Here is a 24,439-nt window from a genome sequence, read left to right as displayed (position 1 = left end):
CCATGGATCTCCAACTCGCGGGCAGACGCGTCCTCGTCACCGGTGGCAGCCGCGGCATCGGGCGTGCCATCGTCGAACGGTTCCTCGACGAAGGTGCGGTGGTCGGCTTCTGTGCGCGCGACTCGCAGGCGGTCGCAGCCACTGCGGATGACCTGGCCGGACGGGGCCACGTGACCGGCACCGTCATCGACGTGGGTGATGCCGAGGCACTCGAGGCCTGGGTGCAGACCTCCGCCGAGGCGATGGGTGGCATCGACGTCGTCGTCGCGAACGTCAGCGCGCTGGCGATCCCCGACACCGAGGAGAACTGGCAGCTCAGCCTCAACGTCGACGTCATGCACACGGTGCGCCTCGTGCGGGCGGCCTTGCCCTTCCTCGAACAGAGCGACGCCGCGTCGATCATCGGCATCTCGAGCGTGTCGGGGCGGGAGTCGGACTTCGCGTCGGGACCCTACGGCACAGCGAAGACGGCAATCGTCGGCTACCTCCACGGCCTCGCGATGCAGCTGGCGGACAAAGGGATTCGTGCCAACACGGTGTCGCCGGGGAACACCTACTTCGAGGGTGGCGTGTGGGAGAGCATCGAGCAGGGCAACCCCGAGCTGTTCGAGATGGCCGTCGGGCTGAACCCCACCGGCCACATGGGCACTCCCGAAGACATCGCGGGACCGGTCGTCTTCCTGGCCAGTCCCGTGGCGGGCCGGGTCAGCGGCACCAACCTCGTCGTCGACGGTGCGCTCACCCGTGGCATCCAGCTGTGACCGCTTCGGGCCCTGACGTCGCCGACCCTGCTGGCGCCGATCAGGTTGAGGCTCGGGGCAGCTCGCGCTCAGCCGGCGGACCCGGACGAGCGAAGACGAGGACCGCGCGCTGCACCGCACCGTCAGTGACGGTCCTCAGCATCGACTCGTAGGCCCGGAGCTGAGGGGCGTAGTAGCCGACTCGGAAGGGCAGCGCGGCATCGGGGACATCGTCGGTCTTGTAGTCGACGATGACGAGTGACCCGTCGTCCTCCCGGTAGATGAGGTCGACGAAGCCCTCGCGCACCGTGCCGTCCTCCTCGATGACCCCGACGTAGGACTCGCGCCAGTGCTCGCGCACGGCGGCGCGCTTCACGGCGTCGGAGGCGAGGGCCGAACGCACGAGGTCGGTGACGAGCGGCGCGAACTCCACGACACCCTCGGCCACGCACTGGGCAGCAACTGCCTCGTCGACGCCGGCGCCCGTGGCGAGGTCAATCCGCTGCAGCACGCCATGGACTGCCCGTCCGACAGCCGAGCCGTAGCGGCCCTTCGACCATGCCGGGTGCTCCAGGTCCCGGCCACCCTTGGCGACACCGGCAGCAGCAGCAGGGTCAGCCGTCTCGCCGACGGCGTCCTCGGGCAACGGCGGAACGACGCCGAGGCGGTCCCCGGATCTCTCGCCCGGCGCAGGCCCCACCGCATCCGGATCCGTTCCCTCCAGACCCGAGGCGCTCGAGGCGGGTCTGCGCCGACTCGCGGCGACCGCAGCGCGGAGCCCGGCAAGCCACGGCTCGAAGTCCGGGGGAGGCGCGACCGCAGCGACCCGGTCACCGGTCAGACGTCGCGGCTCGTCGGACGGCACCCGCACAGCCCAGGCAGCCTCGGCAGCGCCCGCATCTGCCAGGTGCTTCGCGTTCGTCTGCGTGTTGCCGCACCGGTGCAGCGACACGACGAGATGGTCCCGCGCGCGGGTCGTCGCGACGTAGAGCAGCCGCATCCGCTCGTAGTCGCTCATCTGCTCGTCGAGCGGGACCTGCTCCTGGAAGTCCCCTGTCTCGACGTCCTTGCCCAGCCTCACGGCATACGACCCGTCCTTCCAGAGCAGCCGGACGCCGGCGCCGTTGTGGGGCCGGGACGTCATGCCCGACAGCACGACCATCGGGAACTCCAGCCCCTTGGCCGCGTGGATCGTCATGATCCGCACCGAGTCGACGTCCGACTCCGGCAGGACCGACTCCGCCACGCGCGAGCCCTCCGCCGACTGCGCCGCCGCCCATGCGAGATACGCGCGCAGCCCCCCGTGCTCGACCTCGGACCACGCCCGGGCCTGGTCGATGACGAACCGCAGCCGCCGCCACGAGTCCCGCGCCCGCGGCCCGAAGACGGCCACCTCGAACATCCGCCGGTCGACGGCGATCCTCCCCAGCACCTCCGAGGGCGTGAGGTACCGCGACGCATGATGCAGGCTGCGCAGGTATCGCAGCGCCCGACCGACGGGGTGCGAGCCTGCGTCATCCCGCGGCGGCGCGACGACGCTGAACGCGCCGCCCGAGCGCTTCCAGGTCCACAGGTCGTCGTCGCCGCATCCGAAGAGGGGTGAGCGCAGCGCCGTGACCACCGCGAAGGAGTCCGACGGGTCGGCGACCGCCCGGGCGGCGGCGAAGAGGTCGCGCACCTCCTGGGCCTGGTACACGAGCGAGCTGGACTCGGTGCGGTAGTTGACCTGCGCCTCGTCCAGTGCCGTCTCGAGGTAGGGCAGTGACGTCCGAGACGGCACGAGGATGGTGATGTCACCGGGCCGGAGCGGTCGCCACTCCGTGAGGGGTATGCCGCTCGCACCCTTCTCCTCGAGCGTCACCTCTGTGGTCCACCCCTCGTCGAGCGCCCTGACGACGGCCTGCGCGACGTCGCGCGCCTCGCGTGTGCGCAGCTCACCGGCCAGCACCCGGCCCGCGTGCTCCTCGGCGCCGACCACCGTCACTGCCGGACCCATCGTCGGGCCCGGACGATGCTGGTCCAGCGGCAGGTAGGCCGGCTGCCTGTGGCCGTCAGGCTCGATGAGCCTGCCGAAGACCTCGTTGACCCAGTCGAGAATGGGCGCGCCCGTGCGGAAGTTCGTCGTGAGGGAGACCGTCTCGCCGAGGACCTGCTGAGCCTGGAGGTACATCCCGATGTCGGCCCGCCGGAACCGGTAGATCGACTGCTTCGGGTCACCGACGACGAAGATCGACCCGTCCGGGACCTCGACGTCCTCCCACCGTTGCTGGGTGGCGGCCGCACCTCCGGCGATGCGCACGGCGATCTCGACCTGGATGGGGTCGGTGTCCTGGAACTCGTCGAGGAGCAGCCGCCGGTAGCGCTCCTGCAGGGTCGCGCGGACCTCCGCGTCGTCGCGCAGGAGGTCGCGGGCGAGGACGAGCAGGTCGTGGAACTCGAGTCGGCCCTCGGCCTGCCGCTCCCGGGCTGACGCGAGCACCCGCTCGCCGCACCAGTGGACGATCGAGCGCAGGGTGGCATCCTTGACCACGAGGAGCAGGGCCTTCGCGTCGGCCTGCCAGGCCGTGCACGCTGCCTTGAGGTCCGCCAGCCGGCCGCCCCAGTTCGCTGCCCGGCCCCCGCCTCCCCACTTGAGTTCGGTGGCCGTGCCCAGCGCCGTGAGCACCGAGGACGTGTCGGAGGCCGCGTCGAGAGCGTCTGCCCAGTCGGCGAGCCTGCCGAGCGGCTCGAGGAAGCGATCGGACTCGTCCGTGCAGTGGTCCTTGAAGGTGGCCAGCCGCCGGGCCTCCGCACGCAGCGGCGCGACGTCGGGCAGCCTCGGCGGCTCGGGCGTGCCGGAGCCGAGGACGTGCGACTCGACGAGGTCCCAGTCGGAGTTGAGCGTGGCGATGAGTGAGCGGACGTGATCGAGGGTGATGCCGGTAGCCAATGCCATTTCCAGGGTGACCGACATCTCCGGGGCGTTGAGCAGCTCACTGCGCAGCTGGGCCCACCGGCTCTCGAAGGCGACGGAGGACGCGACCTCGTCGAGCACCTCGATGAGCGGCGGGATGCCGGCCTCGATGGGGTGCTCGGTGAGGATCCGCTGGGCGAAGGAGTGCAGCGTGCCGATCGCGGCCATGTCGAGCCCGTCGAGTGCGGTCTCTGCACGGGTGCGCACCTCGTCCCGTGTCGTGTGCGCGGCTGCCGCCTCCAACCGGGCGCGGAGCCGGGCGCGCAGCTCGGCGGCAGCCCGCTCGGTGAAGGTGACCGCGCCGATCTCGTCGATCGGGATGCCGTCCTCGACGACGAGCTGCTGGACCCGACTGACGAGTGCGCTTGTCTTGCCGGACCCGGCGCCGGCATCGACGAAGAGGGTCGCGTCGGTGTCCGTGCGGATTCGGTTGCGGGCAGTCTCGTCGACAAGGGCGTCGTGCAGTCTCATGGCCTTGCCCGCCCGTCGTGTGCACCGGTCGCCTCCGGAGTGGCTGCGGCGTCCGGCTCGACCAGTGCGGTGTAGGCCGCGAGCTCCGGGGTGAGCCGCTTCTGCTCCCAGCGGTGCCGGGCCGCTCCGTGCCCCAACCCGTCGGGGTTGCAGTACGGGCACTGCACCCATCTGAAGTCCGCGTGCTCGGGTGCGCGTTGGGGGAAGGCGCCGGCGGCCATCGACGACACGAGCAGGCCCACGGTGGCGGCATACGTCTCCTCCACCTCGCCGCTGAGCGGGAGCTCGATCCGCCCACGGTCCTTGCGGACGAACCAGTACAAGGCCCTGACTGGAGTGTCCCCGTCACCATGGGCCGCTCGCGCTGCCATCGCGTAGACGGGCAGCTGGAGCTTCTCGCCGTGGGCGACGGGATCGGTCTTCAGGCCCTTGAACGTCCGCTGGCTGCCCGACTTGATGTCGGTGACGAGGAGTGTGCCGTCGCTCTTCTCATCGACCTTGTCGGCCGAACCGCGGAACGTCACCTGCCCGCCGTCGCGGAGGGCGAGCGACACGGGCTCCGCGCCGCGCAGGCCGAAGGGCAGCTCGCTCGCAACCACCCTCGCGTCCTCCTGGGCGCGCCACCGGTTGTCCTCGTCGACCATCCAGTCGAGGATCCCGAGGATCTCCGCGCGCATGCGCGGCCACATCCGCGGGTGTCCCGTGCGCCCCTCCGCCTCGTAGACGTCCGCCCTCGACTCGGCGAGCTGCCGGAGCCGCGCCCGCTGCGCTGCTGTCCAGGGCTCGCCGTAGCCGGGCAGCTCGTCACGCTCCCCTGCCTCGGTGACGAGCGCGTCGAAGCTCTCGTGGATGAGGTTGCCGACGTCGAGCGGGCTGATCTCGACGGCCTCCTCCGGTGTCTCCACCGGCTCCACCTTGAGCATCGACTGGACGAAGTACGTGTGCGGACAGCTGGCGTAGCGCTCCAGCGCGGTCGGTGAGATGGCCCGCTCTCCCGACGTGACGTCTGGAAGCCCTTCCTGCCCAGCGAGATTGCCGTCGAAGCGCGTGAATCCGTCGGACTCGCGTGCCTCGCGCATCGCGCGGGCAGCGACGACGACGTCGTCGTCGAGCTCCTGGTGTGCGGCCGCCGCGCGGACGCGCCACTCCTGCCCCGTTGCCAGTGCGTCCGTGTGCAGCAGGGAACCGGCAAACGACGGAGAGCTGTGCAGCCATCCGTGGGCGCCGTCGGTGCCCTTCTCCCATTCGGTCGCGGGCAGCTCCGGGTCGCCGCTGAGGTGACGCAGGGTGGGCAGCAGCCAGCGGCTCGGCAGGCGGTGGGCATGCCGTCGCAGGTCACCGCGCGGGAAGGACACGGTCGTCTGCTCCGCAGCATCCAGTGCTGCGAGGAGGCAGCGGTGCTGGCGGTCGAGGGCCGCCCGTGTCGAGGGGAGCTGCCCGTTGGTGACGTCGCGGACGCGTTGAGGCAGCAACGCGTCGTCGTGGACGCGGCCCGGGAAGAGGTCCTCGGACAGGCCGACGAGGAAGACGGCGTCGAGGTCGAGCCCGATCGCGTGCGTGATGGGCGCGAGGAGGACACCTTCGCCGAACCGGCCGACGCGGGGAAGGGCCAGTTCGAGCTCGACGCCCAGGACCTCCTCGAGACCGGTGAGCGTTGCGCTCAACCCCTGCGCGTCGAGCGCAGCGAGGCCGGAAAGCGTGCGCTCGATGACGCCGAGGGCGTACTGCTCCTCGAGGGGGAGGCGCGCGTGGCTCTCGGGTGGCAGGAGCTGCTGGAAGAGGTCGAGCGCCCACCGGCCGAGGGCGCCCCAGCCGGTCAGCGTCTCAGCGTGCTCGAACCGGTCGCGCAGCTCGGTCATGAAGTCGCGCAGCTGGATCGCCGTCTCCCGGTTGCGCTCTGCGCGGGCTCGCGTCGACTCGAACTCCTGCTCGCTCATGTCGAGCTCCTGGCGGCGGACATAGGCATCCAGACGCGTCTGCCAGTCAGAGTTGCCCACGATGCCGGCCTCGCGGGACGCGCGCTCCCACCGGGTCACGCTGATGCGCTCGCCGGCGAACGTGGTGGTGCTCGCCTCGCCGAGGGTGCGCATGACGTCGGCGCGGCGGAACCCGTTTCGGGCCGTCTCGAGGAGACCGAGCAGCAGTCGCGCCACAGCCCGCTCGTTGACCGGGCGCACGCCCGGGCCGTTGACCGTGATGCCCGCCGCGCCGAGGTGCTCGTGCAGGAGACGCGCGTAAGGCGACGGTGCGGCATACAGCACCGCGATGCGATGGGCCGGCGTGGTGCGCAGGGTCTCGACGACGTCGCGAACGACGCAACGGACCTCGTCGTCGGAGTCCGAGGCAGTGAGCACGCGGTGGGCGAGCGGTTCGGTGCGTGCATGGTCGGGCAGCTCACCGCAGAGGGCCTCGAGCGTCGTGAGGACGGCCTCGTCGGCGCGGGGAACCCCGGTGAGGCCCGCAATGACATGGAGGTTCTCGCGCTCGGCCAGCGCCCGGGCGAAGGCGGTCTCGCGGCGGCCCAGGTCCTGCGGGAGGTGGAGGACGAGGGCACCGAAGGGATCTGTGGTGCTGGCACGTCCGCGGATGAGCTCGGTCGCGGTCGCGAGCAGGTCCGACTCGTCGTAGTGACCCGATTGCAGTCGCTCGATCGTCGCGCGGTGGACGCGGACGACGTCGGAGACGAGAGCGGTCGTCCCGGAGAGCGCCTCCAACGCCTCGTCGTCGACGTCCCGCAGCGCCTGGTGGGCGCGGGCCAGCGCCCGAACTGTCGACGGGTGGTCGGCGACGCGCCCGAAGACGCCTCGATCGGCGTTGAGGCACGCCCGGATCGCAGCCGTCGTGATGGGGCGCGAGGCCGGACGGCGTCCTGGGCCGGTGAGGGAAGGTGAGGCGAGCTGCTCGGCCAGGCGGGGGAGCGTGGTGAACCAGATACCCGCGACCCCGTCGCACTCCGGCGTGACGCCGCGCGCGAGGTGGCGTCGGGCCACGATGCCGGCGACGTTCGACGGGACGATGACCGTGACCGGGGACAGCGGGTCCTGGTGCTTGACCTCGGCGACGCGGATCCGCAATGCCTCCAGCGCCTCACGGCCGTATCTCGTGACAGTCGAACTCGCAGGCACGTGACCTCCCCTTGCCTCCCTTCCGACCCTAGCCGCAGCCACCGACGGGACGACGTGAGCACGGCCGATCTGTCGACACGGGCGCGGATGAGGAGGAACGTGGACAGGTCAGCACACACCTCAGGTCCCTGAGGAGGGCCAGCATGAGACTCCGACTGGTGGTCGGCACCATGGCCGTGGTGGCGACGATGGTCACGCCCGTGGCGTTCACGGCCACGAGCAGCGCGGCTCCGCCCGCGGACTTCGCCGTCAGCGACGACGGACCTTACACGCGACACGACGGCGGCACCGATCAGGCGATCGCCCACTGCGGGAATCCCGCGAGCAACCCTGCCCCCGACGACGCCGCGGACGATGGCGACGTGGACTCCAACGACGGGGGCAACCGGCGGCAGGGCAACGAGCCCAGCGTCGCCATCGACCCGACCAACCCGGACATCGTCGTCGCGGGCTGGAACGACTACTGTCAGACCGACCTCGCGGCAGGTTGGATGGGCCTCGGGTTCTCGGTCGACGGCGGCCGCACGTGGCTCAACTCGACGCTCCCGGGCTACCCCCTCGATGACTCCGAGGAAGGGAGGGTCTCACCGCTCAAGGGCCGCACCGACTCCGGTGACCCGCTCGTCGTCTTCGACAACGACGGCCGGCTCTTCGTCGGTGGCATCTCGTTCAACCGGGCGATGCCGCAGAACGGGTCGGTCTTCGTCGCGACCTACGAGCCCGGCGCAGGACCGAGTGGCGTGAGCGGCCAGCTGCCCAAGGACTACGTGAGGACCCTCATCGTCGGCAAGGCGGGCACCCCCTCGTTCGCCGGGATCTTCCAGGACAAGCCGCTCATGGAGGTGGACCGCAGCACGGCCAGCCCGCATGAGGACAACGTCTACTTCTGCTGGACCAAGTTCCAGGGCAACGGCCGGACGAAGATCTACTTCGCCCGCTCGACCGATCACGGGGTGAGCTTCGAGCGCAGCGAGATCGTCTCCGACGGCTTCGTCCAGGGGTGTGACATCGCCGTCGAGCACGATGGCGACGTCTACGTGTCCTGGGCGAGCTATCCGGTCTTCGGGCCCGCCTTCGGGATGCGGGTGGTCCGCTCCACGGACGGCGGCGCCACGTTCGGCAAGCCGGTCCAGGCCGCGACCTTCACGTCGTACTTCCCCAACATCGGTGGGGCACGCGACTGCGGCGACGGACCGTTCGCCTGCGCCGACCCGAGCTTCGTCTTCCCGCGAATCCCGTTGGAGCCGAGGCTGACCGCGGACCAGACCGGTGCGGTGGAAGGGGTCTTCGCGACCTGGAACGCCGTTGACCCCGACAGTGTCGAGGCGAGTGAGACCTCCTTCTCGTCCGCCGGGCCGGGCATGGTCGGCCGGTCGCTCGTCTACGTGGCGAGATCCGTCGACAACGGCTACACGTGGTCGGTCGGCGCTCCTGTCGATCCCTCGCCGGGAGACCCGGGCCACCAGTTCTTCGGCGACATCGACGCCTACGGCGGCATGCTCGTGGCGGTCTGGCAGGACAACCGGACTGACGACGACTACTCCGTCCAGCTGCCGCTCGGCAACAAGCTCGACGCCCAGGGCCGTGCCGTCTCGTCCGGGACGGACGTGGTCGCGACGTACGCCGCCACGTCCACCGACGGCATGGCGTGGACTCCGCTGGGCATGGTCTCGGCCGTGACACACCAGCCGTCCTACGAGATGTTCGGCAACCGCGACATCCCCTTCCAGGGCGACTACAACTGGGTGGCGATCGCGGACGGCAACGGCGCGGCAGAGGGCGGACGCTTCGCCTACCTCGCGTGGACCGACAACCGTGAGGTCGTGCCGGGGGAGGATCCCCGGGAGACAGAGGCCCAAGACGGGTTCGTCGACGGCTTCGACGTCCTCCAGTGCCGGATCGACCTCGGCGCGGTCGAGGACGCTGTCAACACCGACGTCCCGCTCGCTCGAGCCGACGCGCCCTACACGGGGGACAACTGCGGGAACGGAGGCGGACTCGACCAGGACATCTTCGGCACGAGGATCGCGCTCGACTGATCTCCGCTCGAGGCGGAAGCAGTCGTATGCCGCTGGGCCGGCGACCGCTCGCCGGCCCAGCGCCGCGCGTGGCCGGTCCCCGGTGGCCCGATCTGTCGATTAGCCCTGCGCGGCGGCTCGTGCAGGAGCAGGGTTGTCCTGTGGAACCCGACCTGCGCTCGCTCGTCGCCCGCGCCACCACGGAGCGGCACATCGACGTGTCGGCCGGCGTCATCCTCCGGGCCGCCCGGGCCGAGGCCGGAGGCTGACCCCGCGTGGCAGCCGCCCTCCCCGCACCGTTGGCCGACCCCTCGGGCAGACGCACCGTCGTGCGATTGCTCGAGCGGCTGGCCGACCTCGGGGCCAGACCGGGTGCCTCGGCGGACGAACGACTCCGCCAGGGCACCCTCATCTTCGCCTCGGCGCTCATCGCCGTGCTCTCGTGCGTGTGGGTGGCGACCTATCTTGCCTACGGCTACCCCGTGGCCGCCGCGATTCCCGCGGCCTACCAGGTGATCACGGTCATGGGCCTGGTGTTCCTCGCCCGGACGCGGCGTTTCGCCATCTTCCGGACGACCCAGTTCCTCGCGTTCTTCATCCTGCCCGGCCTGCTGCAGGCCGCGCTCGGCGGCTTCGTCGCCTCGAGCGTCATGGTCCTGTGGTCGGTCTTCGCCCCGCTCGCAGCGGTGGCACTCCTCGGCGTTCGCCGCTCGCTCGGCTGGCTCGCGGCCTGCATCAGCTGGATCATCGTGCTCGCCCTGGTCGACGACAGGCTCTCGAGGAATCCCGCGGAGCTGCCCCCGGCGTTCGTCCTGACCTTCTTCGTGCTCAACATCATCGGGGTGACGTTGAGCGCCTACGTGATGCTCGGCTACTTCGTCGGACAGCGGGAGAAGGCGCGGTTGGCCCTCGAGGCAGAGCAGGAGCGGTCCGAGCGCCTCCTGCTCAACGTCCTGCCGGAGCCGATCGCGCGTCGGCTCAAGCAGGAGAGCGGAGTCATCGCCGAGCACTATGACGACGTCAGCGTCCTGTTCGCCGACCTCGAAGGTTTCACCGAACGGGCGATGGTCATGCCGGCGGAGGATCTCGTCGCACTGCTCGACCGCATCTTCACGGCGTTCGACCTCGTCGCAGATGCGCAGGGCGTCGAGAAGATCAAGACGATCGGAGACGCCTACATGGTGGCCGGGGGCCTTCCGGAGCCTCGCGCGGATCACGTGGAGGCCGTCGCCCGGGCCGCTCTGGCGATGCGCGACGAGATCCGCGCGATCGCCGCCCGGACCGGGCATTCGTGGCTTGCCGTGCGGATCGGGATCGATGCCGGGCCGGCGGTGGCCGGCGTCATCGGCCGACGGAAGTTCATCTACGACCTCTGGGGCGACACGGTGAACACCGCGAGCCGGATGGAGTCGCACGGCCTGCGGGGGGAGATCCAGGTGACCGAGCGCGTCGCCGCCGCCTTGGGGGAGGAGTTCCTCCTGCGCGAGCGTGGCGTCATCACCATCAAGGGCAAGGGGCCCATGCGCACCTTCCTCCTCGACGGGCCGCGGCCGGGGCTGCGCCGACCTGAGCCGCGGGGGGCCGCCCCTGACCCGGCCACGCCAGATGGGCGGTGACCGTCGTGTGCCCCGGCCCTGAGCCGTCGCCGCTCGACCCTGCCCGGCGCGCTGCGGGCGCTCCACCGCGACCCAGCCCAGCGGCATACGGCACCGTCATCGACGACTTCGACGGCCCGCAGCTCGACCGCGCGACCTGGCTGCCCCACTACCTGCCCGCGTGGAGCTCGCGACGAGAGACCGCAGCGTCCTACCGGCTCGGCGGCTCGTGCCTGACCCTCGAGATCCCCCTGCGCCACCCGCTCTGGTGCCCGGACGAGCACGAGGTCCCGTTGCGAGTGTCCGGCATCCAGTCCGGCAACCAGTCCGGACCGGTGGGCAGCACGCGGGGGCAGCAGCCGTTCCTCGACGGGCAGACCGTCCGCGAGGAGCAGCCCCGCTTCGAGGGCCTGCTCATGGACGGCGGGCGCTTCGAGATCCGGTGCGCCATGCGGATCTCACCACGGTCGATGGCTGCCGCCTGGCTGGTGGGCTTCGAGGACGAGCCCGAGCGGTGCGGCGAGCTGTGCGTCGTCGAGATCTTCGGCCGCACGGTCGAGGCGCTTGAGACGGTAACGACCGTGGAGGGCGACTCCGAGCCCACGACGGCCGAGGTCGGGATGGGGGTCCACGCCTTCCGCGACCCCAGCCTCACCGAGGACTTCGTGTCCCCACGGCTCCAGGTCGACCCGTCCCGGATGCACACGTACGCCGTCGAATGGGACTCCCGTGGCGCGACTCATCTCGTCGACGACGTCCTGGTCCGACGGACTCCGGCACCTCCGGCCTACCCGCTGCAGGTGATGATCGCCGTCTTCGACTTCCCCGACTGGTCCGACGGGTCTGATGAGGACCTCGTTCCCGCGATCATCGTCGACCGGGTGGCCTGGCGGCCCGCCCGGTGACGATTGGCTGACGAGCGCGGCGGTGCGGTGGGTGGGGGCGGTGGTTGGGGGCGGGCGTGAGACGCGTCAGGCCGCGTGACGAGCGGTCCGCTGCGAGGGGATGCGCCCGCGCTCGGGCACGGTGGCATCGGCGGCCAGCCTCACGCCGGCTCCGACCCTCGCGTCGGCGCCGACCTTCACGCGGGGACCCAGCAGCGCCCCACGGCCGATGACGGCCCGCGGGCCCACGTGAGCCGCGCTGCCCACGACGGCGTCCTCACGGATGACCGCGTCACGATCCACCCAGGCACCGGTCAGGACCCGGGCGCGGGGCCGCACCGTCGCGCCCGACTCGACATAGGCGGAGGACTCGACGAACGCCGTGGGGTCCACCTCGGAGGACGAGTCGATCAGACCCCCACCGTTCTCGTGGCGGAAGTACCGCAGGACGGTTCCGTTGTTCTCCTCGAACTCCACATACTTCTTCCGCTTCTGCATCACGTTCCACCTTCTCTCCGTCGTGTGCGCTCAACCGGGTGACTTCGGCCCTGATGACCGAACACGTGTTCTACAACGAGCGGGAGGGGCGTGATGTTCCGGAAATGTCCACCAGATGTCGCAGGTCCTCGGCCAGGAGCGCGGTCAGGTCATCGGCGTCGGGGACGAGCTCAGGGTCCGTGACGACGGTGATACAGACGTTGCCTGCGTAGGACAGGATGTCGAACGTCACACCGACATTTCCGGGGGTGACGGCGACGGGGAGGATTTCCAGCACCGGATGTCCCCCGAGGCTGAGGCCCGCGGCGGGCCCGCGGACGTTGGTGACGAACGTGTTGACGAGGCGTTGGTGCTGGATGAAGGCGCGGAACACGCCGATCCGGCCCAGGCCACGGAAGGCCAGGCCGAGCGGGCCCGCGGAGCTGGCTCGAGGACCTCCCCGACGGGCCCGCGAGATCGCCGCCGTTCGGGCGAGTCGCTCGTGCGGGTCGGCAGTGGTCGGCAGGGTCAGAGGGACCACGCCCGTGACGTTGCCGAGCCGGTCCGCGGTGGTCTCGCGACGGCCGGAGATGGGGACGGAGACGACGAGCTCGTGCGGGTGCTCTCCGCGTCGTCGCAGCAGGCCGGCGAGGGCGCCGACCGCAGCGGTGACGAGGACGTCGTTGACGGTCGACCGGGTCGAGCGCGCGAGGTCCCTGACCGGAGAGAGCGGGATGGTGACCGTCGAGAGGCTCCGCCGAGGCCCCGTCGGGCGGTTCACGGACGTGACGGGCGCCAGTCGGGGCCGGCCACCGGTCAGCCCGAGCTCACGCAGGCCATGCAGGCCGGCGCCCGCGGTGGCGCGCAGCAGTCGGAGGTGGTGCGCCCGTTCGCTCCAGGCATCGCGCAGCAGGTCGTTGCGGCTCGGTGCGGGGTGCGGGAAGGGGATGTCACTCGAGGACCCCGCCTGGTCCGAGTCGGCGAGGGCCGCCTGGTCCGAGTCGGCGAGGGCCGCGAGGACCGCCAGGCCTCCGAGCCCGTCCGCGAGGACGTGATGCACGACGATGACCATCGCGGCGCTCCCGTCGGGCAGGCCGCTCACCCAGCGGGCCGACCACAAGGGGCGTGCCCGGGGGAGAGGTCGGCAGACGAGGTCCGCCACCACGCGCAGGAGCTGCTCGCGGCCGGCCGCCGCCGGGGACAGTCGAACCTCGGCGAGGTGCCGGTCGAGGTCGAAGCCGACATCATCGACCCAGAACGGCCGTCCGTGTCCCACGGGCGGGCGGACGATCCGCTGCCGCAGGCGTGGCACACGGGGAAGTCGCCGGGCAAGCAGCGCCCGCACCGCGGGAAGGCCCAGAGCCGATCCCTCGCCGACGACGAGGACCGCCGCGATGTTCATCGGCACCGGCCCCCGATCTGTCGCCAGGGTCGTCAGGTCGCCTGGACTCGTGCGCTCGATGTGCATCCTCGTGCCCCTTTGCCGACTGGAGAAGTGCTCTTCACGGCTGACCGTGAGGCGCCCGGTCAGCGTGCGCCCTCCCAGTCTGCGACAGCTGTCGATCGGGCGCGACGCAATCGGGCGGCGGTCGCGTGGGACACCACCCTCGTGGGACACCACCCTCGTGTGCGACGTGGCCGAGGTGGGTAAGGAGCCGTCGTCCGAGGATCCGAGGCCGAAGGGGTCGGAACATGCATGAGGGAGAGAGCGTCGAGCGGGCAGAGGGCGCCGTCGCGCCCGACCACCCGCGCAAGCCGGACTCCCCACCGGACCTGCGCAAGCGGGTCTGGAAGGTCAGCCTCAAGCGCGCGGTCCACGAGTTCAGTCACGACGAGTGCCTCGACCTGGCTGCGGGCCTCACCTACTACGGGGTCCTCGCGATCTTCCCCGGCATGCTCGCGCTCGTCTCCCTGCTCGGTGTCTTCGGGCAGGGGCAGGCGACCGTCGACGCTCTCCTCGACATCCTCGAGGCGGTGGGTCAGGGCGACTCCGCTGACACCCTGCGCGGCCCGGTCACCGACATGGTCAACTCCGAGGCCGCCGGTCTGACCCTCCTCGTCGGCCTCGTCGGTGCGATCTGGTCGGCCTCCGGCTACGTCGGAGCCTTCGGCCGCGCGATGAACCGGATCTACGGCATCGACGAGGGCCGGCCGTTCCTGCGTCTGCGCCCGATCAACCTCGCCCTGACGATCGCCTTCGTCATCATGGGAGCCCTGCTCCTGGTCGGCCTGGTCCTCACTGGTGACCTCGCTCGTGCGGTCGGCGACGTCATCGGACTGGGAGGGGCGTCGGTGACGGTGTGGAACGTCGCCAAGTGGCCGGTGATGCTCGTGCTCGTCATCGCCATGGTCGCCCTGCTCTACTGGGCGACGCCCAACGTGCGCCAGCCCCGGTTCCGATGGCTCTCCGTCGGCGCCGCCATCGCGATCGCCGTCGCGATCATCGCATCCGTCGGTTTCGGCTTCTACGTCTCCGGCTTCAGCAACTACGACAGGACGTATGGCTCCCTCGCCGGCGTCATCATCTTCCTCCTCTGGATGTGGTTGATGAACCTCGCCCTGCTCTTCGGCGCCGAGGTCGACGCCGAGCTCGAGCGCGGCCGGGAGCTGCAGGCCGGGATGGCGGCAGAGGAGGCCATCCTCCTGCCGCCGCGGGACACCAAGGCCTCCGAGAAGCGCGCCCGCAAGCGAGATCGCCTCATCGACGAGCAGGAAGCACTTCGGGAGCGGTCCGAGGCCGTCAAGGTCGGCTCCACGGTCGGCTCCGAGGCCGGCTCCAGGGATGGCGCCACGAGGTAACCGTTGTCGTCACGGCGGTCGGCACCGCCTACGGTGGCTTCATGGAATACAGGTACCTCGGCAACAGCGGACTCAAGGTCTCGGCAATCACCTACGGCAACTGGCTGACCCACGCCTCCCAGGTCGAGAACGACGTCGCCGTGCGCTGCGTCCGCGCCGCGCTCGACGCCGGCATCTCGACGTTCGACACCGCCGACGTCTACGCCAACACCGCCGCCGAGACGGTGCTCGGAGACGCGCTCAAGGGGGAGCGACGCGAGAGTCTCGAGATCCTCACGAAGGTCTACTGGCCCACGGGCCCGAAGGGCAAGAACGACACCGGCCTGTCCCGCAAGCACATCATGGAGTCGATCAACGGCTCGCTGAAGCGACTGCAGACGGACTACGTGGACGTCTACCAGGCGCACCGCTACGACACCGAGACGCCGCTGGCAGAGACGATGCAGGCCTTCGCCGACATCGTTCGTCAGGGCAAGGCGCTCTACATCGGTGTCAGCGAATGGTCGGCCGACCAGATCCGCGACGGCGTCAAGCTGAGCCGGGAGCTCGGCTTCCAGCTCGTGTCGAACCAACCGCAGTACTCGATGCTGTGGCGGGTCATCGAGGACGAGGTCATCCCGACGAGCGAGGAGCTCGGCGTGAGCCAGATCGTCTTCAGCCCGGTCGCCCAGGGCGTGCTCAGCGGCAAGTACGCGCCGGGTGAGCCGGTGCCGGAGGGCTCTCGGGCCACCGACGAGAAGGGCGGTGCCGACTTCGTCAAGCGGTTCCTGCGTGACGAGGTCCTCGAGCGCGTCCAGGCCTTGCGGCCTGTCGCCGAGCAGGCCGGTCTGACGATGGCTCAGCTCGCCGTCGCCTGGGTCCTCCAGAACCCGAACGTCGCCTCGGCCATCATCGGCGCCTCCCGGCCGGAGCAGGTCGAGGAGAACGTCAAGGCGGCCGGAGTCCGGCTCGCCCCCGAGCTCATGGCCCTCGTCGACGAGGTCCTCGGCGACGTCGTCGAGCAGGACCCGGACCTCACCCTGGAGAACGCTCCGGCCGGCCGGGTCGTGTGAGGCTCGGCAGCGGCGCGCGCCGACGTGGGCACGCGATAATGGCTTCGTGGGCGACGCCGCCGGTGCAGTGGTCGGCGCAGTGGTCGGCGCCGTCGGCCAGTCCGACGTGGAGAGGACGACGATGAGCGAGCGCACCGCTGCCGAGGAGGTGCCGGACAGCCGCAGGATCGTCGTGGGCTACAGCGGGACCGAAGGCTCCGAGCCGGCGCTGGCCTGGGCGATCGAGACGGCTCGGCGCGAGGGGCGCCCGCTGACGATCCTCCACTGCTATGACCTTGCCCACGTCCCGGTGCTCGGGCCCACGGCGCCGGACGGTCAGGCCGACCTCATGGCGAGCGTCGCGGACCAGGTCGTCGGGGTCGCGGTGGAGCGGGCCGCTGCCGTGCTGGGCCGCGACGCCGTCACCGGCACGTGCGTCCTCGGCAGCGCCGCCGGCGAGCTCGTCGCAGAGAGCGAGACGGCGCACCTCGTGGTGACCGGCTCGCACGGCCGGGGCCGGCTCCTCGGCGGGCTCCTCGCGTCGACGTCGTACAACGTCACCGCCCACGCCGCGTGTCCCGCCGTCGTCGTGCGCGGGGACGCCTCGCTCCACCCGGACGCGGAGCATCGGGTCGTCGTCGGAGTCGACGACTCGGAGCCGTCCATGCATGCCCTCGACCGGGCCGTCCAGGTCGCCGTCGACACGGGTGCGGCGCTGCACCTCGTCCGCGTCATCCACCCGACCGTCGACCTTCACGCACAGCCCGACGTCGCGCCGATGGTCTTCGGCGACACCTACGCCTTGGACGACGCGCGGTACTCCGAGGAGCTGCGTGCCTACGCCGAGGACGCGACCCGCGAGCTCGTCGACCGAGTCCTCGCGCAGCACCGCGGCCTCGAAGTCACCTCGGAGGTGGTCGAGGACAGTCCGGGCCTCGCGATCGCCAGGATCGGTGAGGGCGCTGGGCTCGTTGTCGTCGGCTCACGCGGCCGCGGCGGCTTCACCGGGATGCTGCTCGGCTCGGTCAGCCACACCGTCATCCACCACGCGACCTCGCCGGTGATGGTCGTCCGCTGAGCGGGCGGTGCAGACACGCCCGCTCAGCCGACAGCGCGGTCGGTCAGGCGAAGGCCGCGCTCGTGGCCTCCCGCCCTCGCCCCGCCAGGTCCCAGTACGCGTGCGTGCCTGAGTCGAGCAGCTCGCGGCCGGCCTGGACGAGGGCACCCATCGCCGCGAGGTAGAAGCCCGAGCCCACAGAGATCCGGGCGACGCCGACCTCGGCGAGCTCGGCCACTGACGGAGCATCCGGCAGCGCCAGGACGTTGACGGGTGAGGACACGGCCTCGAGGATCCGCCGGAGGTCGGTGGGCCGGGAGACGCCCGGTGCGTAGAGCACGTCGGCGCCGGCAGCCTCGAAGGCCCGCAGGCGCGCGATCGTGTCGTCGAGATCGGTCTGGCCGTGCAGCAGGCCATCGGCCCGCGCGGTCAGCACGAGCGGAGCGGGGCCGGCATGCGCAGCCTCGGCCGCCGCGGCGACCCGCTCGGCGGCTACCTCGAGCGGGTACGGGCTGTCGGTCGTGGGGTCGTAGTCCTCGATGGAGCAGCCGGCCAGCCCGGTGGCCGCCGCCAGCCGCACCGTCTCGGCGACGCCCGAGGCGTCGGGTGCGAAGCAGTTCTCGAAGTCCGCGCTCACGGGGACGCCCACGGCCGCGACGACCTGCTCCGCGTGGCGCAATGCCTCGTCGCGGGTGACGCGGCCGTCGAGACGCCCGACGGTCCCGGCGAACCCGGCGCTGGTCGTTGCCAGCGCGCGGAAGCCCAGGTGCTCGAGCACCTTCGCCGAGCCGGCGTCCCAAGGGTTGGGCATGAGCAGCGGCTCGCCGGGGACGTGGAGGTCCCGGAAGCGCGCGCGTGTCGCTTCCGGGAGCGCCCCCGCGGGCCGGGAGGTGGACGGGGTGGTGGTGTCGTGGAGGGTCATTCCGCGACACTAACCGCCGCCACCGACAGCGGGCCGGGCACCGCGGCATACGGCATCGGGGTTCTGTTGAGGGGTGGGGAGCCGCTGCCCTCGGCTACTCGATGCGCGCGATCGGATCGCCTTGCGTGACGACTGCGTCCTCCTCGACGAGGAGGCGCACGACGCCGGCGACCGGGGCGAGCACTTCCGCGGCGACCTTGTCGACCTGGACCTCGGCGAGCAGCTGGTCCGCGGCGACGGACTCACCGTCGCCGACGAACCAGGTCGACACGACCCCTTCGCTGTCGGGGTTGTCCTTCGACAGTCCGGGGAAGGGCACATCGGTCATCCGGCCACCGCCCGGCGCACCGCCTCCTCGATGCGGTCGGGGCGCGGCAGGACCGCGTACTCGAGGACGTGGGCGTAGGGGATCGGCACGTCCGGCACAGCGACCCGCTGAACGGGCACCTTGAGCATCGTCGGGTCGTGGTCCGTCACCGTCGCCACGACCTCCCCGGACAGGCCGAAGGACTGGTAGTCCTCGTCGACGACCACCAGCCGACCGGTCTTGGCGACCGTCGCGAGGATCGCCTCACGGTCGAGAGGGACGAGGCTGCGCAGGTCGAGGACCTCGACGTCGATGCCGTCGCCCGCCAGCTTCTCGGCGACGTCCAGGGCGTGGTGGACCGACAGCGAGATCGTGACGACCGAGACGTCCTTGCCCTCGCGGGCCAGCGCGGCCTTCCCGATGGGAACGACGTGCTCCCCCTCGGGGACGGGAGCGAGGGAACGGGGGTTCTTCACCATCCACGGCAGGCCCATGACGCCTTTGTGGAACATGTAGACCACGGGGTTGTCGTCGCGGATCGCCGCAGTCATGAGGCCCTTCGCGTCGGCGGGGTTGCTCGGCACGACGACCTTCATCCCGGGCAGGTGCGCGAAGGTCCCCCAGAGGCACTGCGAGTGCTGGGCGCCGTCGGAGTACCCGCCACCGACCGCCGTCGTCAGGACCATGGGGACCTTGACGTTGCCGCCGGACTCGAGGTGGATCTTGGCCATGTGGTTGTAGATCTGGTCGAAGCACACGCCAAGGAAGTCGGCGAACATGAGCTCGACGATGGGGCGCATGCCCTCCGTCGCCGCGCCGATGCCGAGCCCGATGAACGCGGTCTCGGAGATCGGGGTGTCGAGGATCCGGTCGGGGCCGAAGCGGTCGAGCAGACCGGTCGTCGAGCTGAAGATCCCGCCGTAGGCCCCGACGTCCTCGCCGAGGTAGACGACCGAGGGGTCGCGCTCCATCTCCTGGGCGATGGCCTCGACCATCGCCTTGGAGGTGGTGAGCCGGCGGCCGGCTGCAGGAGCAGGACTCGTCGTGGTGTCAGTGATGGTCATCGTCGTCTCCTCAGGCGAACACGTAGGCGGTGGCCTGCGCGGGATCGGGCAGGGGGCTGTCCTTGGCGAAGGCGATGGCGTCCTCGACACGCTCGCTCGCTTCTGCCTTGATGCGTGCCACGGCGTCGTCGTCGAGTAGCCCGGCGTCGCGGAGCACCTTCTCGTAGCGGGGGATCGGGTCACGTGAGGCGACCTCGTCGAGGTCCGGTCGGTAGCCCTGGGCGTCACCCTCGAAGTGGCCGAGCAGGCGCAGGGTGTGGACCTCGATGAGGGAGGGCCCCTCGCCGGCCCGGGCCCGGGCCACCGCACGGCCCGCAGCGGCATGGACGGCCTCCACGTCGTTGTCCTCGACGCGCTCGCCCGGGATGCCGTAGCCGGCGGCGCGGTCGGCGTTGGACGCGACGGCCGTCGCGGCGGACTTGGGCACCGAGATGCCCCAGTCGTTGTCCTCCACGACGAAGACGACCGGCAGGTTCCACGTTGCCGCGAGGTTGAGGGACTCGTGGAAGGCACCTTGGTTGGCGGCGCCCTCGCCGGTGACGGCGACGACGATCTGGCCGGTGCCCTTGCGCTTGAAGGCGAGGGCCTGTCCGAGAGCGGGCGGGTAGCCCTCGGCGATGATGCCTGAGCACGAGAAGTGCGTGTCGGGGTCGAACAGGTGCATGTGGCCGCCGCGTCCGCGGCCGAGACCCGTCTCGCGGCCGAAGATCTCGGCCGTCATCTTCCGCAGGTCCACGCCGTGCGCGATGGCGAGGTGGTGCGGGCGGTGCGTGGCGGTCACCGCGTCGTCGGTGGTCAGATGGTCACAGACCCCAGCGGCGACGGGTTCCTGGCCGCTGGACAGGTGCATCTCGCCGGGGACGAGTCCCTTGCCGATGTCGAACCCCGGTCCCTTGTCCGCGTGGTACTCCCTGAGGATCGCGTCCTCGTAGGTGCGAGACAGGACCATCGTCGAGTAGAGCCGCACCCGGGTCTCGGAGTCGAGAGCCTGCTCCGGGGCGGCGCCGCTCGGCGTCGATACGTGCGTGTCCGTCGTCATGACGACCTCCAGTCCGGGGCTGCCGGTGGCAGGCGCCGGAAGGCGCATCGCGCCTGACCACAGCCAGCGCGGGCATCCCGGAGGCCGAACTGGCCACTCCCCACAGTAGGCACGACACACACCGCGGTCCACGCTTGTGACCCAGCCCACGTGGATTCACGCCCGAACCGTCCCGCCGGAGCCGACCCGGTTGGCCATCGGCCTGCGGGAGCCGGGAAGCGTGGCTAGGGTGCCGCTGTGGAGAGCTGGGAGCACGACGGCACCGACGGGGCTTCGCACCAGTTCGCCAACGAGGCGGAACGGCTCGTCTGGCACGCGCTCGTGGAGCAGGTCCACCCCGACACGGTCCTCATCCCCAACCTGCGGCTGACGAGCACCCAGAAGGACCACGAGCTCGACGTGCTCGCCCTCATGCCCGGCGTGGGCGTCGTCGTCGTCGAGGTCAAGGGCGGGAGCGTGTCGGTCGACGAGCAGGGCCAGTGGTGGTCGGGCAGCCGTCACCGCAGGAGTCGGGTCCGTCCGGTGGAGCAGGCCCGGGAGGCCAAGTACGCACTGCGCGCCTTCATCGAGGCCGACCCGCGGTGGAAGAACCGCCGCAGCAGGGTCCGCTTCGGCCACGCGGTCGTCCTGCCCTACACGGACCTGCCGGCCGGTTTCGCGACCCCCGACTGTCCGCGCTGGATGGTGAGCGGACGCGGCGACCTCGACGACCTCGGCAGACGGATCCACGACGTCGCCGCGGTGCAGGAGAACGCGCAGCGGGTCCCGACGCACGACGACGTCGACCTGATCCGCGAGATCCTCACGGGCCGCAGCTTCCCCGTCCATGACCTCACCGCGGAGGCCGACGAGCGCGAGGCGGTGGCCGATCGCCTCACCATGGAGCAGGCGGCGCTGCTCAACGTCACCCGGCTCATCCACCGCATGGAGGTGCGGGGCGGCGCCGGCTCGGGCAAGACGATCCTGGCCCTCACCCAGGCCAAGGACCTGACCCGGGGACAAGGCGACCGCCGGCCGCAGCGGGTGGCGCTGCTCTGCTACTCGATCGGTCTCGCGCAGTACTTCAAGCGGCAGCTCGCCGCCGTGCCACGCCGCCACCGCCCCGCGTTCGCGGGCTCCTTCGAGGACCTCGCCAACGCGTGGGGAATCTCCACGGACCACGACCGCAACGACGCCGACTTCTGGGAGCGCGACCTGGCCCAGCAGATGGCTGAGGTCGCGGCCGGGCTGCCCGAGGGCCAGCGCTTCGACGCCGTCATCGTCGACGAGGCGCAGGACTTCGCCGACCACTGGTGGCTCCCGCTGATGAAGGCGCTCAAGGACGAGGAGACCGGTGGCCTCTACGTCTACAGCGACGAGAACCAGCGGATCTTCGCCCGCTACGGTCAGCCGCCGGTCCCTCTCGTCCCCCTCGTGCTCGACCACAACCTGCGCAACACCCGGCAGATCGGCCGGGCCTTCGGACCGCTCACGCCGATGCGGATGACCCTCCGGGGCGGTGACGGCCCCGAGGTCGCGGTCGTGCCGTGCGCGAGCGAGACGGCCATCGACATGGCGGACGCGGAGGTGGAGTCCCTCCTCGACGAGGGATGGCGCCCGGAGCACATCGCCCTGCTGACGATGGGCTCGCGCCACGCCGTGCAGAAGGAACGTCAGGACACGCACGGGCAGATCGGCTACTGGCGATCGTTCTGGGATGACGACGACGTCTTCTACGGCCACGTCCTCGGCTGCAAGGGGCTCGAGCGCAAGGCGGTCGTCCTCTGCGTCAACACCGAGCACGCCGATCGGGCCCGCGAGAAGCTCTACGTCGGGATGTCCCGGGCCACGGACCGGCTCGTCGTCGTCGGCGACCCCGAGTTCATCCGCTCGATCGGGGGTCAGGCGGTCGCCAGGCAGCTCGGCATCTGACCAGCAGCGCAGCGCCATCGGTTCGGTGCTCACATGCCCCCATCCCCCCGGGCACCGTCCGGAACATCACGTGTCGAACCGGTCACACGGGCCTGCGTGCGCCGACGGGGCGCGGGAGGATGGGGGTGGCCGGGGCGGCCGCTCCGGCGTGAGAACCGGAGAGGGTGCTGCACCATGAACGTGAACGCCACGACCGACCAGACCGACGAGACCGGCTCCGCACCCGACACATCGCCGGAGCCCGGCCCCGGCCAGTCGGCCGGCGGAATCGTCGTCGGCTACGACGGCTCCGCTGCGTCACGGATCGCGCTCGACTGGGCCATCGAGACAGCGCGGGAACGAGGCCGCCCGTTGACGATCGTGCACGGGATGAACGTGCCGGCAACCGGTTACCCCGCGATGGACCTCGCCCAGGTCGAGCCGCTCTACGAGAGGACCGCCCGCGAGATCGTCGCGGAGGGCGCGGAGCGAGCCCAGCACACCCTCGAGCTGAACCAGATCGAGACGCAGTACTGGCTCGGCAGCCCGGCCGGCCAGATCATCGAGGCCTCGAAGAACGCCGAGCTCGTCGTCCTCGGCAGCCGGGGACGCGGGCGCATCCTCGGTGGGCTGCTCGGGTCGACCTCCTACGCGGTGGCGGCCCACGCGCACTGCCCCGTCGTCATCGTCCGGGCCCCGGAGGGCGAGGACCCCGAGGACCTGCCCGCGCCGAACCGTCCAGGCGCGGATCACCCGATCCTCGTCGGAAGCGACGACTCGCCCCCCTCCGAGCGAGCGGTGGACGTGGCTGCCCGGACCGCGGCGGAGACCGGCGCGAAGCTGCACATCGTCCGCGTCGCCCAGCCCCTCACCGTGAACACCTGGTCCGGCCTCGAGGCCGGCGACGGTGCCGGCCTGGAGCAGTCCGAGAAGGTGCTCGCCTGGGCCGAGGAGAGCCTCGCGAAGACGGCGGGGCGGGTCAGGGCGGCGCACCCGGATCTCGAGGTCACGACGGAGGCAGTCTTCGGCGACCCGGGGACGGTGCTCGCGGAGCTGGGCCAGAACGCCGGCCTCATCGTCGTCGGCTCGCGGGGCCGGGGCGGCTTCACCGGCATGCTCCTCGGCTCGGTCAGCCACCGTGTCATCCATGACGCCGTCTGCCCGGTCATGGTCGTTCGCTGAGCAGCCCACCGGTCGTCGGTGCGCCCGGGCGCACCGACGACTCGGTCTGTCCGCGAGGTGCCCCCACGCGCGGGGGCGGGAGGAAACCGGGGCGCGCGACAGCTGTCCCGGGCTCAGCGGCATACGACCCGGGTGGGGTGAGGTGGACCGGCCGGCTCAGTCGAGCGAGCCGGTGAGACGCCCGAGAGCCTCGTCCCAGCGGACCTTGTCGCCCTGGCCGTCCTCGGCGATGCCGCGCCCCTCGTGGTAGATGTCGAGGCGCGTGCCGTCGCCCTCGCGGTGCAGCTGGAGGTCGACGATGCTGAGCGGACCGTCCTCGTAGGGATGCCAGGAGACGCGGATCTGTTCCAAGGGGTGGTAGCTGCGCAGGACCCCACAGGGTCCGTCAGCGCTGTGCCAGGGCTCACCCTTCGTCAGGAGGCGGGCGCCGGGGCCGAGGAGGGCCTCCGTGCCGCGGGGGCTGATGAGGTGCTCCCACACGTGCTCGAGCGGGGCCGCGATGGTCGTGCTGGCGTGAACGCCGGCCGGCGACCCCTCGAGCTCTGCGTCCTCGGGGATCGACTGCGTCTCACTGGTCATGGGTACCTCCGGTCCGCGGCGGATCCGGCCCCGGATGGGCTGGACCCACCACTGACAGTCGACCAAGGATCCGGCGCGAGGACAAGAGGCAGAACGGGTGACGTATGCCGCTGGGCCGGCTTCCCGTCACCCCTGCCGTCGGGTGCCCGGCAGCGGCCGGTCAGTGCTGGTCAGGGCCGGTCAGGGCCGGTAGCCCGCACGGCGCAGGGCATCCGCCATGGCGCTGTCGACCGGCTGGTCCCGGCGATTCCCACGGGGCTGCTCACGGGGCTGCTCGGCGCGCGGTCCCCGGGGTCGCCCGCGTTC

18 protein-coding genes are annotated in these 24,439 nt (G+C 71.1%); 9 read left to right on the top strand and 9 right to left on the bottom strand.

The window, feature by feature from the left end; genetic code table 11:
• Nucleotides 1-2: 2 nt before the first annotated feature.
• A complete protein-coding gene (locus tag LOY02_RS05875) occupies nucleotides 3-761 on the top strand; it encodes an SDR family oxidoreductase (protein WP_317181400.1) in 759 nt (252 codons plus the stop codon).
• A 40-nt stretch (nucleotides 762-801) separates the two neighbouring features.
• On the opposite strand, the gene LOY02_RS05870 is transcribed toward LOY02_RS05875, so the two are convergent.
• Nucleotides 802-4,164, bottom strand: a complete 3,363-nt coding sequence (locus LOY02_RS05870; protein ID WP_317181399.1) for a UvrD-helicase domain-containing protein — start codon at nucleotides 4,162-4,164, stop codon at nucleotides 802-804.
• Nucleotides 4,161-7,289: a PD-(D/E)XK nuclease family protein gene (locus LOY02_RS05865; RefSeq protein WP_317181398.1), complete on the bottom strand. Its 3,129-nt coding sequence runs from the start codon at nucleotides 7,287-7,289 to the stop codon at nucleotides 4,161-4,163. The genes LOY02_RS05870 and LOY02_RS05865 overlap by 4 nt, the downstream gene beginning before the upstream one ends.
• 143 nt (nucleotides 7,290-7,432) lie before the next feature.
• Here LOY02_RS05865 and LOY02_RS05860 point away from each other — a divergent pair, with 143 nt between their 5' ends.
• From LOY02_RS05860 to LOY02_RS05850, 3 genes are all read left to right on the top strand, one after another.
• Nucleotides 7,433-9,328, top strand: a complete 1,896-nt coding sequence (locus LOY02_RS05860; protein ID WP_317181397.1) for a sialidase family protein — start codon at nucleotides 7,433-7,435, stop codon at nucleotides 9,326-9,328.
• Between the two features lie 254 nt (nucleotides 9,329-9,582).
• A complete protein-coding gene (locus tag LOY02_RS05855; protein ID WP_317181396.1) occupies nucleotides 9,583-10,923 on the top strand; it encodes an adenylate/guanylate cyclase domain-containing protein in 1,341 nt (446 codons plus the stop codon).
• The gene (locus LOY02_RS05850) at nucleotides 10,920-11,807 is read left to right on the top strand and encodes a glycoside hydrolase family 16 protein (protein WP_317181395.1); all 888 of its coding nucleotides are present in this window, start codon (nucleotides 10,920-10,922) and stop codon (nucleotides 11,805-11,807) included. Before LOY02_RS05855 ends, LOY02_RS05850 begins: the two co-directional genes overlap by 4 nt.
• 66 nt (nucleotides 11,808-11,873) lie before the next feature.
• Here the strand turns inward: LOY02_RS05850 and LOY02_RS05845 are convergent, their stop codons facing one another.
• Together LOY02_RS05845 and LOY02_RS05840 are read right to left on the bottom strand one after the other, a co-directional pair.
• Nucleotides 11,874-12,284 (bottom strand): transferase, encoded by a 411-nt coding sequence (locus LOY02_RS05845; RefSeq protein ID WP_317181413.1) that lies wholly within the window; start codon nucleotides 12,282-12,284, stop codon nucleotides 11,874-11,876.
• Nucleotides 12,285-12,354: 70 nt separating this feature from the next.
• Entirely contained in the window at nucleotides 12,355-13,731 is a 1,377-nt protein-coding gene (locus tag LOY02_RS05840) for a wax ester/triacylglycerol synthase domain-containing protein (protein ID WP_317181394.1), read from the bottom strand.
• A 224-nt stretch (nucleotides 13,732-13,955) separates the two neighbouring features.
• Between LOY02_RS05840 and LOY02_RS05835 the strand changes: the two genes are divergently transcribed.
• The 3 genes from LOY02_RS05835 to LOY02_RS05825 are packed head-to-tail and all read left to right on the top strand — an operon-like array spanning nucleotide 13,956 to nucleotide 17,171.
• Nucleotides 13,956-15,062 (top strand): YihY/virulence factor BrkB family protein, encoded by a 1,107-nt coding sequence (locus tag LOY02_RS05835; protein ID WP_317181393.1) that lies wholly within the window; start codon nucleotides 13,956-13,958, stop codon nucleotides 15,060-15,062.
• A 41-nt stretch (nucleotides 15,063-15,103) separates the two neighbouring features.
• Nucleotides 15,104-16,114 (top strand): aldo/keto reductase family protein, encoded by a 1,011-nt coding sequence (locus LOY02_RS05830; RefSeq protein ID WP_317181392.1) that lies wholly within the window; start codon nucleotides 15,104-15,106, stop codon nucleotides 16,112-16,114.
• Between the two features lie 46 nt (nucleotides 16,115-16,160).
• Nucleotides 16,161-17,171, top strand: coding sequence for a universal stress protein (locus LOY02_RS05825; RefSeq protein WP_317181391.1), 1,011 nt, complete (start codon nucleotides 16,161-16,163; stop codon nucleotides 17,169-17,171).
• A 43-nt stretch (nucleotides 17,172-17,214) separates the two neighbouring features.
• Here LOY02_RS05825 and LOY02_RS05820 read toward each other — a convergent pair whose 3' ends face one another.
• The 4 genes from LOY02_RS05820 to LOY02_RS05805 form a co-directional block, all read right to left on the bottom strand.
• A complete protein-coding gene (locus LOY02_RS05820; protein WP_317181390.1) occupies nucleotides 17,215-18,072 on the bottom strand; it encodes an isocitrate lyase/phosphoenolpyruvate mutase family protein in 858 nt (285 codons plus the stop codon).
• A gap of 94 nt (nucleotides 18,073-18,166) precedes the next feature.
• Nucleotides 18,167-18,400, bottom strand: a complete 234-nt coding sequence (locus LOY02_RS05815; protein WP_317181389.1) for a lipoyl domain-containing protein — start codon at nucleotides 18,398-18,400, stop codon at nucleotides 18,167-18,169.
• On the bottom strand, nucleotides 18,397-19,443 hold the full coding sequence (locus LOY02_RS05810; RefSeq protein WP_317181388.1) for an alpha-ketoacid dehydrogenase subunit beta: 1,047 nt from the start codon (nucleotides 19,441-19,443) through the stop codon (nucleotides 18,397-18,399). The genes LOY02_RS05815 and LOY02_RS05810 overlap by 4 nt, the downstream gene beginning before the upstream one ends.
• A gap of 10 nt (nucleotides 19,444-19,453) precedes the next feature.
• On the bottom strand, nucleotides 19,454-20,482 hold the full coding sequence (locus tag LOY02_RS05805; RefSeq protein WP_317181387.1) for a thiamine pyrophosphate-dependent dehydrogenase E1 component subunit alpha: 1,029 nt from the start codon (nucleotides 20,480-20,482) through the stop codon (nucleotides 19,454-19,456).
• 237 nt (nucleotides 20,483-20,719) lie between these two features.
• Here LOY02_RS05805 and LOY02_RS05800 point away from each other — a divergent pair, with 237 nt between their 5' ends.
• Nucleotides 20,720-22,393, top strand: coding sequence for an NERD domain-containing protein (locus LOY02_RS05800; RefSeq protein ID WP_317181386.1), 1,674 nt, complete (start codon nucleotides 20,720-20,722; stop codon nucleotides 22,391-22,393).
• Nucleotides 22,394-22,567: 174 nt separating this feature from the next.
• On the top strand, nucleotides 22,568-23,554 hold the full coding sequence (locus LOY02_RS05795; protein ID WP_317181385.1) for a universal stress protein: 987 nt from the start codon (nucleotides 22,568-22,570) through the stop codon (nucleotides 23,552-23,554).
• Nucleotides 23,555-23,710: 156 nt separating this feature from the next.
• Here LOY02_RS05795 and LOY02_RS05790 read toward each other — a convergent pair whose 3' ends face one another.
• Complete coding sequence (locus LOY02_RS05790; RefSeq protein WP_317181384.1) at nucleotides 23,711-24,133, bottom strand: SRPBCC domain-containing protein; 423 nt, start codon at nucleotides 24,131-24,133, stop codon at nucleotides 23,711-23,713.
• Nucleotides 24,134-24,439 lie beyond the last annotated feature (306 nt).

The organism is Intrasporangium sp. (genome assembly GCF_032907665.1).
Taxonomy (GTDB): domain Bacteria; phylum Actinomycetota; class Actinomycetes; order Actinomycetales; family Dermatophilaceae; genus Intrasporangium.
Note: the sequence above shows the minus strand (reverse complement) of the source record. Positions and strands in the feature narration are given on the sequence as shown.

Bases quoted from the DNA above. Each gene is read 5' to 3' on its own strand.
- LOY02_RS05870 (WP_317181399.1), bottom strand. From the start codon at position 4,164: ATGAGACTGCACGACGCCCTTGTCGACGAGACTGCCCGCAACCGAATC.
- LOY02_RS05795 (WP_317181385.1), top strand. From the start codon at position 22,568: ATGAACGTGAACGCCACGACCGACCAGACCGACGAGACCGGCTCCGCA.
- LOY02_RS05875 (WP_317181400.1), top strand. From the start codon at position 3: ATGGATCTCCAACTCGCGGGCAGACGCGTCCTCGTCACCGGTGGCAGC.
- LOY02_RS05860 (WP_317181397.1), top strand. From the start codon at position 7,433: ATGAGACTCCGACTGGTGGTCGGCACCATGGCCGTGGTGGCGACGATG.
- LOY02_RS05790 (WP_317181384.1), bottom strand. From the start codon at position 24,133: ATGACCAGTGAGACGCAGTCGATCCCCGAGGACGCAGAGCTCGAGGGG.
- LOY02_RS05805 (WP_317181387.1), bottom strand. From the start codon at position 20,482: ATGACGACGGACACGCACGTATCGACGCCGAGCGGCGCCGCCCCGGAG.
- LOY02_RS05820 (WP_317181390.1), bottom strand. From the start codon at position 18,072: ATGACCCTCCACGACACCACCACCCCGTCCACCTCCCGGCCCGCGGGG.
- LOY02_RS05840 (WP_317181394.1), bottom strand. From the start codon at position 13,731: ATGCACATCGAGCGCACGAGTCCAGGCGACCTGACGACCCTGGCGACA.
- LOY02_RS05835 (WP_317181393.1), top strand. From the start codon at position 13,956: ATGCATGAGGGAGAGAGCGTCGAGCGGGCAGAGGGCGCCGTCGCGCCC.
- LOY02_RS05815 (WP_317181389.1), bottom strand. From the start codon at position 18,400: ATGACCGATGTGCCCTTCCCCGGACTGTCGAAGGACAACCCCGACAGC.
- LOY02_RS05810 (WP_317181388.1), bottom strand. From the start codon at position 19,443: ATGACCATCACTGACACCACGACGAGTCCTGCTCCTGCAGCCGGCCGC.
- LOY02_RS05845 (WP_317181413.1), bottom strand. From the start codon at position 12,284: ATGCAGAAGCGGAAGAAGTATGTGGAGTTCGAGGAGAACAACGGAACC.
- LOY02_RS05830 (WP_317181392.1), top strand. From the start codon at position 15,104: ATGGAATACAGGTACCTCGGCAACAGCGGACTCAAGGTCTCGGCAATC.